The following is a 17,039-nucleotide window of genomic DNA, read 5'->3' as shown; positions in this document are numbered from 1 at the left end:
GTGTTAAGACTCCTTCTTCAGGTGCGGGGTGTCCACGAACTGGAGGCCGTGGCCGGTGGTGGAGGCGGCGACAAAGGTGCCATCGGCAAGCACGGCAATGTTTTGTGCATCTGGCACGGTAGAGATATCTCCGCGCAGTTCCGGAACGCCTTTATTTATCTCATAGGCATGAGCCTTGTTCGTATCTGTGGCGCTGACCCACGCCAGATTGTGCTCCTTGTCCCAAGCTACGCCCCATGGGGTGCCATTGACGTTGCCGTATTGGTGCAGGCGAACGACATCATCGGAAGTGTAGATAGCCAAGCGTCTGCCCTCAGTATCGGAGGCAAGAACAACGCCATTGTCGCCCACCGCGATGCTTCCTACACCCTGGCCTACGCGCAGTCGACCGCCCGCGCGATCATTAGTCCAATCCACGTTTTGAATGGTGGAATCCTCGCGGTGAATGCGTACCACTCCATCGTCACCCGTGGAATTGGGCACGGCTAGTAGCTGGTCCGAGCCGGCTTCGACCTCGATGTCACCTTCGCGTTTGCCGTCTTTATAAATGCCAACGGTGCTGGAATCGGCTGAGGTAGCAAAGATCTCGCCGCTGGAAAGCTGGGTGGCAGCAGTAACAGGAGTCTCCTCCTCCATACGGACCTCCTCGGGAGAATCCGGGGAGGAGGGATCGATGAGTAGGACCTTTTCCGGGCAGGCCAGTACAAAGCCCGACGACGATGAACTTAGATCACCGCACTCCGCAGAAATGTCTAAAGCAGTGGCCTTATGGCCCGCAAACTCTTTATGGCTGCCGATAAGGAGCTGGTCCTTAGTGCGCACCGCAAGCGAGTTATCGACGGCAGCAAGGTCTGTGATGTCTTCCTTAAGGCCTACGACGGTGCCCTCCGGGTCCGCCTTGACAGGGGAGGCCGCTGGGGTGGCATTGCCCTTGACCGCGGTTTCTGGGTCGGCGCCCACGCCCACATCGGGCTGGCAGGCGGCCAGTGCGGTGGCGCTAAGCGCCAGCAAACTAGAAAAGATCAGTGCGGAGCCGGATTGAGATTTCACGACTCCTAATCCTAACAGCGCGCGTTATAAAAACCCGAAGCCTTGTTCCGCTGTAGTGTGAAGCGGGTGATTTCAAATACCGCAACAGACGCCGTCTCTTGGGCACAGGTCATTGTTTTGTCCATCGTGCAAGGTCTGACCGAGTTCCTTCCGGTTAGTTCCTCTGGTCACCTGCGCATTGTTTCCGAACTTTTTTGGGGCAAGGATGCTGGCGCATCTTTTACCGCAGTCATTCAGCTTGGCACCGAGCTAGCGGTGCTGGTTTATTTTGCTCCCATGATTTGGCAGATACTTACCGGTTGGTTCCGCGGCTGGACCGATAAATCCTCTCGTGGCCAGGACTGGCGCATGGGTTGGATGGTTATCGTTGGCTCTATTCCTATTGGAATCATCGGCTACGCCTTCGAAGATGCAATCCGCGGAGCCCTGCGCAACCTGTGGATCACCGCCGCCATGCTGATTGTTTTCTCTTTTGTATTTATCGCCGCAGAAAAGTTGGGGAAAAAAGAGCGTGGCTTTGAGCAGTTGACTATGAAAGACGCCATCGTGATGGGCCTGTGTCAGTGCCTGGCGCTCATGCCAGGTGTTTCTCGCTCCGGCGGCACCATCTCTGGTGGTCTGTTCTTAGGGCTGGACCGCGAGGTGGCCACGCGCTTTAGCTTTTTGCTTGCCATTCCAGCAGTCCTAGCTTCGGGGCTTTTCTCGCTTCCCGACGCCTTTTCCCCCGCAGCCGGCCAATCCGCTACCGGTCTGCAGCTTTTGGTTGGCACTGGCATCGCTTTTGCCTTGGGTTACGCCTCCATTGCATGGTTGCTGAAGTTTGTAGGTAACCACTCCTTCTCGTGGTTTGCCGCATACCGCATACCCGTTGGTGTACTGGTAATGCTTCTCTTGGCATTGGGAGTCCTACAGCCGCTTTAACAAGCACCGCGTTACTATGGTGGCTATGCAATCTTGGCCAATACCTTCTTTCCGCCCTGTGCCCGGTGATGCGGCGCAGCTGCGCTTGTACGATTCCGCGAATCAAACCATCGCTCCCGTAGAGGTCGCAGGGGATACCGCCACCATGTACGTGTGTGGCATTACGCCCTATGACTCCACCCACCTGGGCCATGCCGCGACATACTTGACGTTTGACCTTATCTACCGCGCCTTTTTGGACGCCGGAAAGAAGGTCCACTACGTACAAAACATCACCGATGTCGATGATCCACTGTTTGAGCGCGCCGAACGCGATGGCGTGGATTGGCGCGAGCTTGGTACGTCTCAGACTGACCTTTTCCGCTCCGATATGGAGTTGCTCTCCGTCTTTCCGCCGCAAGATTATGTCGGCGCCATGGAGGCCGTTGATGAAATCGTGGAGATGGTCCAGAAGCTTCTTGACGCTGGTGCGGCCTACGTCGTAGATGATCCCGAACACCCAGACATCTACGCCTCCATCGAGGCCACTGCGCAATTTGGATACGAGTCCAATTATTCTGCGGCAGAGATGCAGACCTTTTTTGCCGAGCGTGGCGGCGATCCAGACCGCCCAGGAAAGAAGAACCCACTTGATGCACTCATCTGGCGCGCTCACCGCGAGGGAGAGCCCGCTTGGGAGTCGCCCTTTGGTCCTGGCCGTCCGGGCTGGCATATTGAATGCTCCGCTATTGCCACCAATCGTTTAGGTTCGACCTTTGATATTCAAGGTGGCGGCAGCGACCTGAAGTTCCCTCACCACGAATTTTCCGCCGCCCACGCCGAGGCGGCCCTGGGTGTGGACCGCATGGCAAAGTTTTATGTACACACAGGCATGATCGGCCTCGACGGGGTCAAGATGTCTAAGTCCTTGGGCAACCTCGTCTTCGTCCACAAGTTAGTAGGAGCAGGCGAGGAGCCGTCCGCTATCCGTCTCGGCGTCTTCGCTGGGCATTACCGCGACGAGCGGGATTGGTCGGATGAAGTGCTCGAAGAGGCAAAGCACCGTCTGTCCGCGTGGCGGGAAGCAGTGGCTACGCCAGGAAGCATGGCGGGGGCACAAGGGGTCGTCGCCAAGCTGCGCGCGGCGATCGCCAATGACCTCGATACCCCGGCGGCGCTGGCTGCTGTGGATAAGTGGTCGCAGGCTGAGCGAGGCACAGACGAAGAAGGAGCGGGCGATTTGGTTCGCACTGCACTAAATTCACTCCTCGGCGTGCAGGTTTAGCCAAGATAGGGCAGTATCTACAGCATGAGCATTCGCGCCGATTTCCAGCCCACCGTAGATGAGTTCATAAGTGATCTGAAGTCCTTTGCCACCGGCGATTACCTCAAAGAGGAGGAAAAGGAGTTCTGGGAGGCTCCGTTTGATGCCAGCGTGCTTCCGGAGCTGCGCGGTCACCTTGAGAATATGCTCGATGGGCTGGATGCCCTTCCGGATGATCCAGATGGCCCGCAGCTGGTAACCGTGTTGTCCAAGACCGTCCGTGCGTTGGCCGATTTTAATCGTGCCCAGCACGACGCTGTCCTCGAGCCGGAAGAGAAGGAAGAGCTATCTGAGCTTATCTACAATGCCTGCGCGGCAACTGGAGCAGATGACGAAGCTCTATCGCACATTCCAGAACTAGACTTTTAGTTCTTGTCCTCCCGCTTTTTGAGCGCCGGCCCGCGGCATATTCGCAGCCTGGCGCTTACTTCTGTGCCCTTAGCGCATGGTCGGTTTCACCCCACAGCCTTTTTAAAGAGAAAGTTAGTTTTATTCTCGTGCAGCACCCCGATGCCGTTTCTGGTCTGACAAAGCCCGCCGCCATTTTCTGGGACATGGATGGCACGCTCACCAATTCGGAGCCGCTTTGGGCGGAGGCAACGTTCTATCTCTCGGAGCTCCTGGGGAAGCGTTTAACTCCCACCCAGCGCCTTGCCACTGTGGGGGCGACTTTTGAGACGACCTTGGGGATTTGCGCAGATAATGCGGGGGTGACACTGCGGCCCGGTGACAGCGATCGATACCGCGCTCGGATGTTTGACTATGTCAAAGGTCTTTTCGCTCGCAAGCTGGAGATTTTCCCTGGCATTCCTGCGTTGCTGCATGAGCTGAAGGCGGATCGCGTGCCAATGATGGTGACGACTAATACCGAGCGCAACGTCGCCGATGCCGCCATTAGCGCGTTGGGGTGGCAGTACTTTGTCGATACTATTTGCGGGGATGAAGTGCCTGCCGGGAAACCTGCACCGGATATGTACCGCGAAGCGGCCCGCCGCATCGGAGCTAAGCCCGCAGATTGCTTGGTATTTGAAGATTCCGCCAACGGAATGCGCGCCGCAGTTGATGCTGGCTGTGTAGTCATCGGCTTGCCCGAAGATGACGAGGTGGAGGTTCCGCCGGAGGTCACCGAGGTCTCCCAGCTCCGCAACTCGCGGCACCTCGCCGGTGCCCGGGCCTCCGAGGTCTATGAGTGGTTTAGCAAGATTTCGGAATAGCGGTAGGACTTCAGGGTTTTACTACATTCCCTAACTACCTGTGGAACAATAGGTAGCCGTGAAGAACTTTGAGAACCTTTTTGCTGAATTATCCGAAAAAGCTGCCCAGCGCCCCGCTGGTTCTGGCACCGTTGCCGCATTGGATAAAGGCGAGCATCACATAGGCAAAAAGATCATCGAAGAAGCCGGGGAAGTGTGGATCGCCGCAGAGTATCAGTCTGATGCTGAGCTAGCAGAAGAAATGTCTCAGCTGCTCTATTGGATTCAGGTCATGATGCTCAAGCGGGGGCTTACCCCAGAAGACATCTACAACTACCTTTAAACAGCGCCCCACGGGACGGAAGGATCCACATGATAAAGATTGCTGTACCGAACAAAGGCTCATTGTCAGAATCCGCCGTGGAGATTCTTACAGAGGCCGGCTACAAGGGGCGTGGACATTCCAAAACACTCAACGTGGTTGATGCGGATAACGGGGTTGAGTTTTTCTTCTTGAGGCCCAAAGATATCGCCATCTATGTCGCCCGCGGTGTTTTGGATCTGGGTATTACCGGTCGCGATTTAGCTCTCGACTCAAAAGCGAGCTTTGATGAGGTTCTGCCATTAGGGTTTGGAGGATCTACTTTTCGCTATGCAGCCCCGCAGGGGGAGGAGTGGGATATCTCTCAACTGGATGGTCGCCGGATCGCGACCTCTTACCCCAATCTTGTCCGTGCGAACCTTGCCGAGCATGGAATTGAGGCCGATGTTATTCGGCTAGACGGAGCGGTAGAGATCTCCATCCGGTTAGGCGTTGCCGATGTCATTGCTGATGTCGTGTCAACTGGTACTACCTTGCGCCAACAAGGGTTGGCGCCGTTCGGCGAGCCGATCATTGAGTCCGAGGCGGTAGTAATCAAGCGCACAGGGGTGGACGTTAGCGAAGAAGAGCAGGTGGTGCTCGACCGCATGCAGGGAATTTTGCACGCTCGCACCTATTTGATGATCGATTACAACATCGCGCAATCCAATCTCGATGCGGCTGCTGGTACTACTCCCGGGTTAACCGGTCCTACGGTCTCACCTTTGGCGCGTGAGGGCTGGGTGGCGGTGCGCGCGATGGTTCCCAAGAAAAACGCCAACCAAGTCATGGACCGGCTTTCCCAACTCGGCGCAGAGGCGATCTTGGCTTCTGATTTACGCATCGCCCGCTTTTAGGGGGAGCGAATTTTCTGGGTCGGCCCAAATAGATTCAGTCGTGGCTAACATTAGCGCTTGAGGTTACTCATCCGAATATAAGTCTCGACAGGCAAAGGAGCCGAGCCATCATGGCAAAGTCCTCTAAGAAAGAAGAAAAGGACACCAAGTCTGCAGCAAAGGACGTGAAGAAGAAGGAAGCTGATACTTCCACTCACGCTGCACAGCAGAAGGTGGCCGAACAGAAGGCACCTAAGAATTCCAGCAAGAAGACTCGCACCGAGACCGACCTTCTTGGCTCTTTGGAAGTTCCAGCGGACGCTTACTACGGTGTGCACACCGTTCGCGCTATGGAAAACTTCCAGATTTCTTACGTGACCATCAACACCATCCCGCACTTCATTCGCGGCATGGTCCAGGTCAAAAAGGCGGCTGCCATGGCAAACCGTCGCCTTCACGTGTTGCCTAAGAAGAAGGCCGAAGCCATCATCTGGGCTTGTGACCAGATCCTGGAAGAGGGCCGCTGCATGGACCAGTTCCCACTGGACGTTTTCCAGGGTGGTGCTGGTACCTCGCTGAACATGAATACCAACGAGGTCGTTGCCAACCTCGCTCTGGAATACCTTGGTGAGGAGAAGGGCTCTTATGACATCATCAACCCCAATGATGATGTGAACATGTCCCAGTCCACCAACGATGCTTACCCGACCGGTTTCCGCCTGGGTCTGCATGCAGCGGTTGACCACCTCATTGAGCGCATGGATGGCCTGCGCGCCGCGTTCCAGGACAAGGGCAATGAATTCCAGGACATCCTGAAGATGGGCCGTACCCAGCTCCAGGACGCTGTTCCGATGACCTTGGGCGATGAGTTCAAGGGCTTTGCCAATAACCTGAACGAGGAACAAGCATTGCTGCGCGATGCTCAGCGCCGCCTGCTGGAGATCAACCTGGGTGCAACCGCAATCGGCACCGGCGTAAACACTCCTGCCGGCTACCGCCACCAGGTCACAGCAGCCTTGTCTGAGGTTACGGGCTTGGAAATGAAGACCGCACGCGATCTCATTGAAGCAACCTCTGACTGTGGTGCTTACGTGCTGCTGCACGCAACCATTAAGCGCGCAGCGATGAAGCTCGCCAAGATTTGTAATGACCTGCGCCTGCTGTCCTCCGGCCCTCGCGCTGGCCTGGCTGAGATTAATCTGCCAGCCCGCCAGGCTGGCTCCTCCATCATGCCGGGTAAGGTAAACCCGGTTATCCCGGAGGTTGTCAACCAGACTTGCTTCAAGATCTTCGGCAATGACCACGTAGTCACCATGGCCGCTGAGGCAGGCCAGCTGCAGCTAAACGTCATGGAGCCGGTCATCGGCGAAGCACTGTTCCAGTCCATTCGTATCATGGGCAACGCCGTCGATGCGCTGCACGAAAAGTGCGTCACGGGCATCACCGCCAACGCGGATGTGTGCCGCGCCTACGTAGAAAATTCCATTGGTATCGTCACCTACCTGAATCCGTTCATCGGCCACCACAATGGTGATTTGATCGCTAAGGAGTCCTTGGAGACCGGCAAGGGCGTCAAGGAACTCGTCTTGGAGAAGGGCCTGCTGGATGAAGCAACCTTGAACAAGGTTCTGTCCGTAGAAAACCTCATGCACCCAGAGTTCCGAGGCCAGCTCTTCATTGACGAAGACTAAGCCCACAGCGCTTTAGGAGCAGCAGGGTATAGTGCCCGCGGAGTAGGCCCCCGCAGTTGCCGCCACTTTTACTTCACATGGAAGTAAAGCAGGCGGAGGCTGCGGGGGTTTGTGCATGGTGAAGGGGCACTATTCACATTCATCTTTTATTCTCCTATACAGGGACGATGCGTCTTAGAATACCGGTCATTTTATAGCGGAATCCTTATTTTATGTGGGAATCAACACAAACAGGCACTTTGAATGAATAAATCACCACAGCGGGTGCAAAATAGAAGATGTTGAGGACGGCATGCACTCTTTATGGAGATGCGTGCCCATAGTTTGCATAGAGAGCGTATGGAGTACGTCCATGGTTATTGTTCATATAGTCATCGTTCTCGCGGCCATCGTTTTGGGTGCGAGAATTGGATCAATTGGTATCGGTATGGCCGGCGGCCTCGGCGTGTTGGCGCTTGGTCTCACCGGTGTTCCCATTACTAGGGAAGATATCCCCTTCGATGTTATCGGCATCATCATGACCGTCATTGCTGCTATCGCAGCAATGCAGCGAGCTGGCGGTATGGACTATTTGGTGCACATTGCAGAGAAGTTCCTGCGCAAAAACCCAAAGCGGATCACGTTCTACGCGCCAATTGTGACGTGGCTAATGACGGTTCTCGCTGGCACCGGGCACACTGCGTTTTCTACTTTGCCGGTTATCGTCGAGGTAGCTAAAGAGGGTAAGGTTCGTCCTTCACGCCCGCTATCCATCGCGGTAGTTGCCTCTCAGATGGCAATCTGTGCTTCGCCCATTTCGGCAGCCGTGGTGTTGCTCGCTAGCCTGCTAGAGCCGACTGGGGTGGGCTATTTGCAGGTACTGGCGGTCGTTATTCCGGCGACATTCCTGTCTATCTTCCCAGCTGCCTGGGTAGCTAATAAGTTTGGCAAAGAGCTTGAAGATGATCCGGTTTACTTGGAGCGCAAGGCACAAGGCCTGGTCAAGGAACCACTCGGCGCAGGGAACTACTCTCCGCAGAAGGGTGCCAAGGCTTCTGTTCTCGTGTTCTTGGTAGCCATCATCATCGTGATGGCGTGGGCCACCCTGACCTCGGAGCAGGTGGGGCTTATCGCCGACCCGACCCTTCCACGTAATGAAGCCATTATGACGGTCATGCTCACCGCTGCCACCATCATCGTTATGATGACCAAGGTCCCGGCTGGAGATGTTTTGAATACGCCGGTCTTCAAGTCCGGTATGTCCGCATGTATTTGTGTGCTGGGCGTGGCTTGGCTGGGCACCAGCCTTATCAACCACTACATGGACGATATTCAGTCTATGGCTGGCAGCGTTATTGAATCTTCGCCGTGGCTGCTCGCAGTGGTGCTATTCTTCGCTGCAGCGTTGCTGTACTCGCAAGCCGCTACGACCAAGGCCCTTATGCCGGCAGCCCTTGCCCTGGGAGTAAGCCCCATTACCGCAGTCGCTGCGTTCCCGGCGGTGTCCGCTCTGTTTATCCTGCCGACTTACCCAACCTTGTTGGCAGCAGTGGAGATGGACGATACCGGCTCGACTCGTATCGGCAAGGCCGTATTCAACCACCCATTCCTGATCCCAGGTACGGTCAGCATCGTGCTCTCGGTTCTCTTGGGCTATGCATTCGGTTTCGTCCTCCTATAACTAGAGGAAGTTAAAACCATCTCCAAGGCGCCCTTCAGGGCGCCTTTTTGGTTGCAGCATCAGCGGGCAACTTAATTCATTTCACTTTCTTGTCTAAATGAGCCTTATTTAACTCAATCGCTCGGTAGGCTTAGGCCATGACTACTCAGCTATCCGATGTTGAAATTGCCCAAGCCCACCAACTGCAGCCGATCACGGAGATTGCCGCCAAGGCGGGCATTCCTTCCGACGCCGTGATTCCCTACGGCACCACCAAAGCCAAGGTAGATATCACCAAGGTTGACTATTCCAAGGAAAACCGGGGCCAGCTGGTGCTTGTCACCGGCGTATCACCTACCCCTGCCGGCGAGGGAAAATCCACCGTTCTCATCGGCTTGACCGATGCCCTAGACCAATTGGGCAAGAAAGCGATAGTTGCCCTGCGAGAGCCCTCCCAAAGGGCCAGTGATGGGCATTAAGGGCGGTGCGGCTGGCGGCGGCTATGCACAGATTGTGCCCATGGAGGACATCAATCTGCACTTCACCGGGGATTTTCACGCGGTTACCTCCGCAACCAACACCTTGGCCGCCATCATTGATAACCACATACATCAAGGAAACGCGTTGGGTATCGACCCACGACGAGTAACGTGGCAGCGGTGCATGGACGTCAACGACCGTGCCTTGCGCAACGTGGTCACTGGACTGGGCGGCCCAGCCCACGGCGTACCCGCTGAAACCGGTTTCACCATTACTGCCGCTTCTGAAATCATGGCCATTTTGTGCTTGGCCACAAACCTTGAAGACCTGAAGAAACGTCTTGGCGATATCACCATCGGGTTCACCTACGATCAACGCCCTGTTACCGCGCGTGACCTGAACGCAGAAGGTGCGCTCACGGCACTGATGCGTGATGCCCTTAATCCGAACCTCGTACAGACCCTCGGCGGGGTACCAGCCTTGGTACACGGTGGACCATTCGCCAATATTGCCCACGGTTGCAACTCCCTATTAGCAACTCAAACCGCTCTACAATTCGGCGATATTGTCCTGAGCGAAGCTGGCTTCGGCTCCGATTTGGGCGGGGAAAAGTTCGTCGATATCAAGGCACGCTTTGGCGATCTGGATGTTGCCGGTGCGGTTGTTGTTGCCACCATTCGTTCGCAAAAATACAACGGCGGAGTAGCCAAAGATAAGCTCACGGAAGAGAACCTAGATGCGCTCAAGGCGGGCATTGTCAACCTTGAGCGCCACGTAGAAAATCTGCGCAAATTCGGTATCAAGCCAGTGGTAGCGCTCAACCTCTTTTGGTCGGATACGGAGGCGGAACGCGAGTTTATGCGGCAGTGGGCCAAGGACTTTGGAGTGGCCTTGGAAGAAGCCAACGTCTGGTCCGAGGGCGGTGCAGGTGCGACTAAGCTGGCAGAGACCTTGCTGGAGAACCTGCAGGGCGGTGCCAAGCAGCTCTACGATCCGCAGCAAGGAATTGAAGCCTCCATCGAGACCATTGCTCGCGAGATTTATCGCGCCGACCGCGTGGAGTATGGAGCAAAGGCGCTTAAAGATCTGAAGTACATCCAGGACAATGGCTGGGACAAGCTACCCGTGGTCATTTCCAAGACTCAGTATTCCTTCAGCGATGATGCATCTGAATTGGGTGCGCCGGAAGGCCATACGCTGCATGTCCGTGAATTGCTGCCGCGCACCGGCTCAGGCTTTATCGTTGTGCTTACCGGCAATGTTATGACGATGCCGGGGTTGCCAAAGAAGCCAGCGGCCAACAACATAGACGTCGATAAGGACGGCACTATCTCCGGACTTTTCTAAGGCCGCGTGGACCTAGTCCTTGTTATCCGCCGCGGAACCAGGCCACCCTGGATACTGCGGCGGCGTGCCGCCGAATTCGGGGCAGAGATCCTGGTGGGCACACCAGCCACATAGCTTGGAGGGCTTGGGGCGGAAATCCCCGGCGCGCCCATCGGCTTCAATTTTGGCCCACAACTCGCCGAGATCGCGCTCGAAGTACTCCAGCTCCTCTCGGTTTGGGCTAAGAAACATCGAGTCCAAGACCTTGAGGTACATAAGCCGCAACTGGTGGGGGATAGTGCCTAGAATGCGCCAGTAGACTAGCGCGTAGAAACGCATTTGGAATTGGGCATCTTGTGAATAGCGGGGCAGTGGTTTCTTGCCGGTTTTATAGTCAACGACGCGGACCTCGCCCGTCGGCGCGCGATCCACTCGGTCGATGAAGCCACGAACGGGAACGCCATTGGGAAGAACTGTGTTGACGTACATCTCGGTTTCTTGGCAATCAAAGCCCTGTGGGTTTTCCATCTGGAAATAGCCTTTGAGCAGTTCTCTGGCGGAAACGAAGAAGTCATAGGTGTCTTCTTCTGGCACGAGCTCGAGCAGTTCCGCGTCCTTTGCGGTCATGTCTGCCCACGAGGGCTTAATCATCTTTACTGCGGCAGGATAGGTGCGCTCTGCGCGCGGTAGCTTATGCATTTCTTCCAGTACGGCATGCACTAGGGTTCCTTTGACCTGTGCAATGGTTTTGGGTTCGGGCAGCTTGTCAATGGCCCGGAAGCGATAGAGCAGTGGGCACTGCTTGTAATCGGAAGCGCGCGAGGGTGACAGGGCAAGCGGGCGGGGTGTCGATGAAGTAGCCATGGTGTATCTAGCCTATCGCCGTGCGTTTCGTGGCAAGCTAGGAGGTATGAGTTATACCGAAGAATTCCTTAATTTCATCGCCGCTTCTCCTTCCTCTTATCACGCTGCGGAGGAGGTATCCCGCCAATTGCGCGAGGTGGGATTTGATCTACAGGATGAGAGTGAGGAATGGTCGGCCGCACCAGGTGGCCACGTGATGGTGCGCGGTGGCGCGGTAGCGGCTTGGTATGTACCACAGGAGGCGGATAAGAATTCTGGTTTTCGCATCGTGGGGTCACATACGGACTCGCCGGGCCTGGTGCTCAAACCCACGCCGGACTTTTCGGCGGCGGGCTGGCAGCAAGTAGCAGTAGAGGTCTACGGCGGGGCGCTACTGCATACCTGGTTTGACCGAGAGTTGACCGTCGCTGGCCAGATTGTGACTAAGGACGGCACGCGGCATGTGGTAAATACTGGCCCTGTCCTGCGCCTGCCGTCTTTGGCCATCCACCTGTACCGCAAGGATGAGTTCAAGCCAGACCGACAGCACAATATGCAGCCTATCCTCGGCGTCGGTGACCCAGAGGCATCGATCTTGCAGGTAGTGGGGGAGAAGGCGGGCGTCGGCAAGCAGGATATTGCATCCTTCAACCTGATTACGGCCGATGCCGCCCGCGGTGAGGTCTTTGGGGCAGGAGAGCAGTTCATTGCAGCCGGGCGCATGGATAATCTTTCTTCTGTACATGCCTCCTTGGCGGCGATGAAGAATGCTGCCAAGGACTATCAGGGCAAGGATATTTTGGTCATGATGGCCTTTGACCACGAAGAGGTAGGTTCCAGCTCCCGCTACGGTGCGGGCGGGCCTATTCTGGCGGACGTCATTACTCGAACGGCCCGGGCACTGGGAGCTAACGAGGAGGAACGCTTCCAGATGTTTTCCCGCTCGAGTTGTGTGTCGGCCGATGCGGCACATTCGGTGCATCCCAATTACGTGGGCAAGCACGATCCCACGCACCACCCGATAATCGGCAAGGGCCCAGTGACCAAGATCAACGGCAACCAGCGCTATGCCTCCGATGCCACCACAGTGGCGTTGTGGGAAGCAGCGTGCGACAAGGCTGGCGTGCCGGTGCAGCGCTTTGTGGGCAATAATGACGTGCCGTGCGGATCGACCATCGGTCCCATCACCGCAACCCGTTTGGGCATCGACACCGTGGATGTGGGCGTGCCCATGCTGTCGATGCACTCGGCGCGTGAAATGGTGGGCGAGCGGGACCAAGTATGGCTTGCACAAGCGCTTGAGGCATACTTGGTGGGATAGTAATCGCAACCTCGAGGAGTCTTGAGACATGGCTTATTCCGGCCCCTTTGCCTATGGCGACCGCGTGCAGCTTACTGACGCCAAGCGGCGCCACTACACGGTCATCCTTGAAGAGGGAGGCCAGTTCCACTCCCACAAGGGCATAATTAACCACGATGACATCGTGGGTATGGATGAGGGTTCGGTTATTGAGTCCACCCTTGGCTCCTCCTTCCTGCTTTTCCGCCACCTGATGGTGGACCATGTGCTGTCCATGCCGCGCGGTGCCGCGGTGATTTACCCCAAGGATGCGGCACAGATCTTGGTAGAGGGCGATATTTTCATGGGCGCGCGCGTGCTCGAGGCCGGTGCCGGTTCCGGTGCGCTATCCATGTCTTTGCTGCGTGCCGTCGGCCCAGAAGGCCATGTGTATTCCTATGAGGTGCGCGATGATCACCTTGAGTATGCGGTGGATAACGTGAAGGAATATTTTGGCGAGCAGCCGGAGTGGTGGTCGCCGCGCCTTGGTGATCTGGCAGACGTTACCGCTGCAGACCTGGGTGGGCCGGTAGACCGCGTTATCCTCGATATGCTCGAACCATGGGAACACTTGGAGACCGTGCGCGATCTCCTCATCCCAGGTGGCGTGTTTATGACCTACGTGGCAACGGTGCCACAGCTAATGAAGGTCATGGAAGGCATTCGTGAACTCAAGTGCTTCACTGAGCCCAAGGCATGGGAATCGCTGGTGCGTGAATGGAAGGTCGAAGGCCTAGCTACCCGCCCAGAGCACCGCATGAATGCGCACACCGCCTTCCTCATCTGGACTCGCCGCCTGGCCGATGGTGTCACCCCACCACGCCCGCAGCGCCGTGCCCGGAAGTAGGGCCCTCTCAACGCCCAGAATTTAAAGCGGAAGTGCCCTCTTTCGCTGCCCGCGCCGCGTTAGAGTAGTGGGCATGGATGAAGCCACGGACTATAAGCGGCAGGTAAGCCAGCTTGCCGCCCGCAATCAGAAGTTGGCGGGCTTATTAAAAGAATCGCGCGTGAAGCTGGAGCAGCTTTTTGCCGAGCTCAACGCGCTGGCTGAGCCGGCATCGACCTACGGTGTTTTTCTAGGTTATTCGCCGAACCACAGCGAGGTGGGAACCACCGCGGAGGTCTATACCAATGGCCGCATTATGCAGCTTAAGGTCTCGCCTAACGTGGAACCAGGCAGTCTCTCGGCCGGCCAGCAGGTTCGCTTGGGCGATGGCTTCGTGGTCGTGGAAGGGTGCCCGCCTGAGCGTACAGGCGAGCTAGCAACGGTGGTGGAGCGCCTCAGTCAAGACCGCCTGATAGTGGCAAATTCCTCTGGTGAGGAAAAGGTAGTGCTGCTAGCCCAAGCACTGCGCGAGGATACCCGGGTGTCGGCAGGCGAGGTAGTACTCGTGGATCCCAAAGCTGCCATCGCACTAGAAAAGGTGGAAAAGACTGAAGTCACCCAGCTTTCTTTGGAAGAGGTCCCGGATGTGCGCTATGAGGATATCGGCGGGCTGGGCGAGCAGATTTCCCAGATCCGCGATTCCGTAGAGCTACCGTTTATCCATCCCGATCTCTATCACCAATACGAGCTACAGCCGCCTAAGGGCGTGCTCCTGTATGGCCCGCCAGGGTGCGGTAAGACGCTTATTGCCAAGGCAGTAGCCCACTCTTTAGCCCAGCAATTAGGCAGTGAGGAGCCGAGCTACTTCCTTAATATCAAGGGCCCAGAGCTGCTCAATAAGTATGTGGGGGAGACGGAACGCCGCATCCGCCTCATTTTTGAGCGGGCCCGCGAATTGGCCCAGCTCAGCGCTGACCGGCCAGTGGTCATCTTCTTCGATGAGATGGAATCGATTTTCCGCACTCGTGGCTCGGGTGTGTCCTCCGATATGGAAACCACGGTTGTTCCCCAGCTGCTCACGGAGCTCGATGGAGTTGAGAGCCTGTCCAATGTGATCGTCATTGGCGCTACCAACCGCGAGGAGCTCATCGATCCCGCCATCATGCGCCCCGGCCGGCTTGATATCAAGATCCGGGTTAACCGGCCGAATAAACAGGGTGCCCGAGAAATTTTCGCCCGGCACTTCACCGAATCCGTCCCGCACCAGGGCGCGTTGGACGAACTCATTATCGCCGCGGTGGATGAGCTTTATGCCGATCGCCCCTTCGTACAGCTGCACTTTTCCAGCGGGGAACGGGAAATATTGCATTACCGCGACTTTGTCTCCGGCGCAATGATTGCCAATATCCTCTCGCGGGCCAAAAAGCTGGCTATCAAGGACGCTCTCCGGTTGCGTGCAGGCAGCGAGCAGGCGGCAGGTGGGGACCACGAGGGCATCGCCAAGCAGCACTTGCTCGATGCCATCGCTGCCGAGCGCGCCGAGTCCGAATATGTACCTACCTCCACCAACCCGGAGGAATGGACCAAGATCATTTCCCAAGACCATTCCGGTGCCCGCGTGGAACGGGTGGAGTTATTGACCACAAGGAGGAGCGCATGAGCCGCATTGTAGGTACCGAAACCGAGTACGGAATTGCGACCCCAGAGCTACCGGAGTACTCACCTATTATTTCTTCCACTCACGCGGTAGTAGCTTATGCCGCGATGCACACAGGGGCGCGCTCACGCTGGGATTTTGCCGAGGAACACCCGCTGCGCGATTCCCGCGGTTTTGATCTCAAGCGCTACCAGACGGTGCCCGTAGTCGACCCGAATGCCATCGGAGTAGCCAATGTGGTCACGGCTAATGGCGCGCGCTTTTATGTTGACCACGCGCACCCGGAGTATTCCGCGCCGGAATGCACTAATGCCTGGGAAGCTACGCTTTATGACGCCGCAGGTGACGCCACGCTCCTGCAAGCGGCTGCGGCCGTGGCGGGGCTGAGCGCGCAAGGAAAGTCCGTTCTTGCCAACCATGACCCGTGCCCTGTCTTGCGTTTCTATAAAAACAACGTGGACGGCAAGGGCGCGTCTTATGGCTCGCACGAGAACTACCAATACTCCCGTGAAACGGACTTTGACACTCTGGCGCAGGCCCTCATCCCTTTCTTTGTTGCTCGCCAGGTAGTCATCGGTGCCGGGCGCATGGGGCTAGGGGAGTTTGGCGAGGAACCAGGTTTCCAGATCTCCCAACGCGCTGACTACATTGAGCAAGAAATCTCGCTAGAGACCACCCTCAATCGCGGCATTATCAATACCCGCGATGAGCCGCATGCAGTCCATGCAGACTACGGCCGCCTCCACGTCATCATTGGGGACGCGAATATGTCGCAGACCTCTACATTGCTCAAACTGGGGATGACCTCCCTAGTGCTCGATGCTATCGAAGAGGGCGTGGACTTCAGCGACCTCCGCCTTAAGGATGCTGTGGCGGAAGTCCCACGAGTGAGCCGTGACCTTAAGCTGCAGCATCGCCTCACGCTTGCCGACGCCCGCCGGCTCACCGCCCTAGAGCTCCTTGCCGAATATCGCGCACGCCTAACCCCACGCACGCCAGCCGATCATAAGGTCCTCGCGGCCTGGGACGAGGTAGTTGCGCTACTGGAGAAAGACCCGATGCAGGCCGCACACCTGCTGGACTGGGTGGCAAAGTATCACCTGATTAAGGGCTATCTCGACCGCGGCATCAATCCAGACGACCCCAAGCTGCGGCTCATTGACCTGCAGTACGCGGAGATTGATCCAACCAAGTCGCTTCACCACGCTCTAGTGCGCAAAGGCCAGATGCGGCAGCTTTTTAGCCCCGCCGAAATTGAGCGTGCTTCCAGCTGTCCGCCGGAGGACACCCGCGCATATTTCCGCGGCCGAGTAACGCAGAAATTCGGCGAGGATATCATTGCCGCAAGCTGGCAAAGCCTCACCGTACGAGTAGGGGAGGGCACCGCCGCACCGTGGGCCACAGTTCCCATGGATATCGCCACTGGTCTCACTCAGGCTGAATGTGGAGAGATGATTGACGCCGCCGACACGGTCGAGGATCTTCTCCAAAGACTCACTGACAGTGGGATCCACCCCGAGTACCGTAATTAACAACCACGAATTAAAGCAGGATCCACAGAAAGGATTTCCCAC

At 56.8% G+C, this 17,039-nt stretch carries 14 protein-coding genes and 1 pseudogene; 13 read left to right on the top strand and 2 right to left on the bottom strand.

The window, feature by feature from the left end:
• Positions 1–3 precede the first annotated feature (3 nt).
• On the bottom strand, positions 4–1,050 hold the full coding sequence (locus MHK04_RS07450) for a YncE family protein (protein ID WP_239208361.1): 1,047 nt from the start codon (positions 1,048–1,050) through the stop codon (positions 4–6).
• A 66-nt stretch (positions 1,051–1,116) separates the two neighbouring features.
• Between MHK04_RS07450 and MHK04_RS07445 the strand changes: the two genes are divergently transcribed.
• The 9 genes and pseudogenes from MHK04_RS07445 to MHK04_RS07405 all read left to right on the top strand — a co-directional run bounded on the left by MHK04_RS07445 (position 1,117) and on the right by MHK04_RS07405 (position 10,821).
• Positions 1,117–1,971, top strand: a complete 855-nt coding sequence (locus tag MHK04_RS07445; RefSeq protein WP_049378148.1) for an undecaprenyl-diphosphate phosphatase — start codon at positions 1,117–1,119, stop codon at positions 1,969–1,971.
• A 25-nt stretch (positions 1,972–1,996) separates the two neighbouring features.
• The gene (gene mshC / locus MHK04_RS07440; protein ID WP_034655822.1) at positions 1,997–3,235 is read left to right on the top strand and encodes a cysteine--1-D-myo-inosityl 2-amino-2-deoxy-alpha-D-glucopyranoside ligase; all 1,239 of its coding nucleotides are present in this window, start codon (positions 1,997–1,999) and stop codon (positions 3,233–3,235) included.
• A gap of 24 nt (positions 3,236–3,259) precedes the next feature.
• Positions 3,260–3,643 carry a hypothetical protein gene (locus MHK04_RS07435; RefSeq protein WP_023021542.1) on the top strand — a complete coding sequence of 128 codons (384 nt, stop codon included), beginning with the start codon at positions 3,260–3,262 and terminating at the stop codon, positions 3,641–3,643.
• Between the two features lie 128 nt (positions 3,644–3,771).
• Entirely contained in the window at positions 3,772–4,488 is a 717-nt protein-coding gene (locus tag MHK04_RS07430) for an HAD family hydrolase (protein WP_023021543.1), read from the top strand.
• Between the two features lie 58 nt (positions 4,489–4,546).
• A complete protein-coding gene (locus MHK04_RS07425; protein WP_023021544.1) occupies positions 4,547–4,810 on the top strand; it encodes a phosphoribosyl-ATP diphosphatase in 264 nt (87 codons plus the stop codon).
• A 29-nt stretch (positions 4,811–4,839) separates the two neighbouring features.
• Complete coding sequence (gene hisG / locus MHK04_RS07420; RefSeq protein WP_239208360.1) at positions 4,840–5,685, top strand: ATP phosphoribosyltransferase; 846 nt, start codon at positions 4,840–4,842, stop codon at positions 5,683–5,685.
• Positions 5,686–5,795: 110 nt separating this feature from the next.
• Complete coding sequence (aspA, locus tag MHK04_RS07415; RefSeq protein ID WP_023027852.1) at positions 5,796–7,355, top strand: aspartate ammonia-lyase; 1,560 nt, start codon at positions 5,796–5,798, stop codon at positions 7,353–7,355.
• Positions 7,356–7,707: 352 nt separating this feature from the next.
• Complete coding sequence (locus tag MHK04_RS07410; RefSeq protein ID WP_023021547.1) at positions 7,708–9,015, top strand: anaerobic C4-dicarboxylate transporter; 1,308 nt, start codon at positions 7,708–7,710, stop codon at positions 9,013–9,015.
• Positions 9,016–9,152: 137 nt separating this feature from the next.
• A pseudogene (locus MHK04_RS07405) lies at positions 9,153–10,821 on the top strand (formate--tetrahydrofolate ligase).
• A 12-nt stretch (positions 10,822–10,833) separates the two neighbouring features.
• Here MHK04_RS07405 and MHK04_RS07400 read toward each other — a convergent pair.
• The gene (locus tag MHK04_RS07400) at positions 10,834–11,664 is read right to left on the bottom strand and encodes a RecB family exonuclease (RefSeq protein ID WP_049378144.1); all 831 of its coding nucleotides are present in this window, start codon (positions 11,662–11,664) and stop codon (positions 10,834–10,836) included.
• 46 nt (positions 11,665–11,710) lie between these two features.
• Here MHK04_RS07400 and MHK04_RS07395 point away from each other — a divergent pair, with 46 nt between their 5' ends.
• The 4 genes from MHK04_RS07395 to dop all read left to right on the top strand — a co-directional run bounded on the left by MHK04_RS07395 (position 11,711) and on the right by dop (position 16,997).
• On the top strand, positions 11,711–12,964 hold the full coding sequence (locus tag MHK04_RS07395; RefSeq protein WP_239208359.1) for a M18 family aminopeptidase: 1,254 nt from the start codon (positions 11,711–11,713) through the stop codon (positions 12,962–12,964).
• Positions 12,965–12,992: 28 nt separating this feature from the next.
• Positions 12,993–13,829 carry a tRNA (adenine-N1)-methyltransferase gene (locus tag MHK04_RS07390; protein WP_023021551.1) on the top strand — a complete coding sequence of 279 codons (837 nt, stop codon included), beginning with the start codon at positions 12,993–12,995 and terminating at the stop codon, positions 13,827–13,829.
• A 73-nt stretch (positions 13,830–13,902) separates the two neighbouring features.
• On the top strand, positions 13,903–15,468 hold the full coding sequence (gene arc, locus MHK04_RS07385) for a proteasome ATPase (RefSeq protein ID WP_239208358.1): 1,566 nt from the start codon (positions 13,903–13,905) through the stop codon (positions 15,466–15,468).
• Positions 15,465–16,997, top strand: coding sequence for a depupylase/deamidase Dop (gene dop, locus MHK04_RS07380; protein WP_239208357.1), 1,533 nt, complete (start codon positions 15,465–15,467; stop codon positions 16,995–16,997). Before arc ends, dop begins: the two co-directional genes overlap by 4 nt.
• Positions 16,998–17,039 lie beyond the last annotated feature (42 nt).

Origin of the sequence: Corynebacterium nasorum (genome assembly GCF_022345765.1) — a bacterium.
GTDB lineage: Bacteria > Actinomycetota > Actinomycetes > Mycobacteriales > Mycobacteriaceae > Corynebacterium > Corynebacterium kefirresidentii.
Note: the sequence above shows the minus strand (reverse complement) of the source record. Positions and strands in the feature narration are given on the sequence as shown.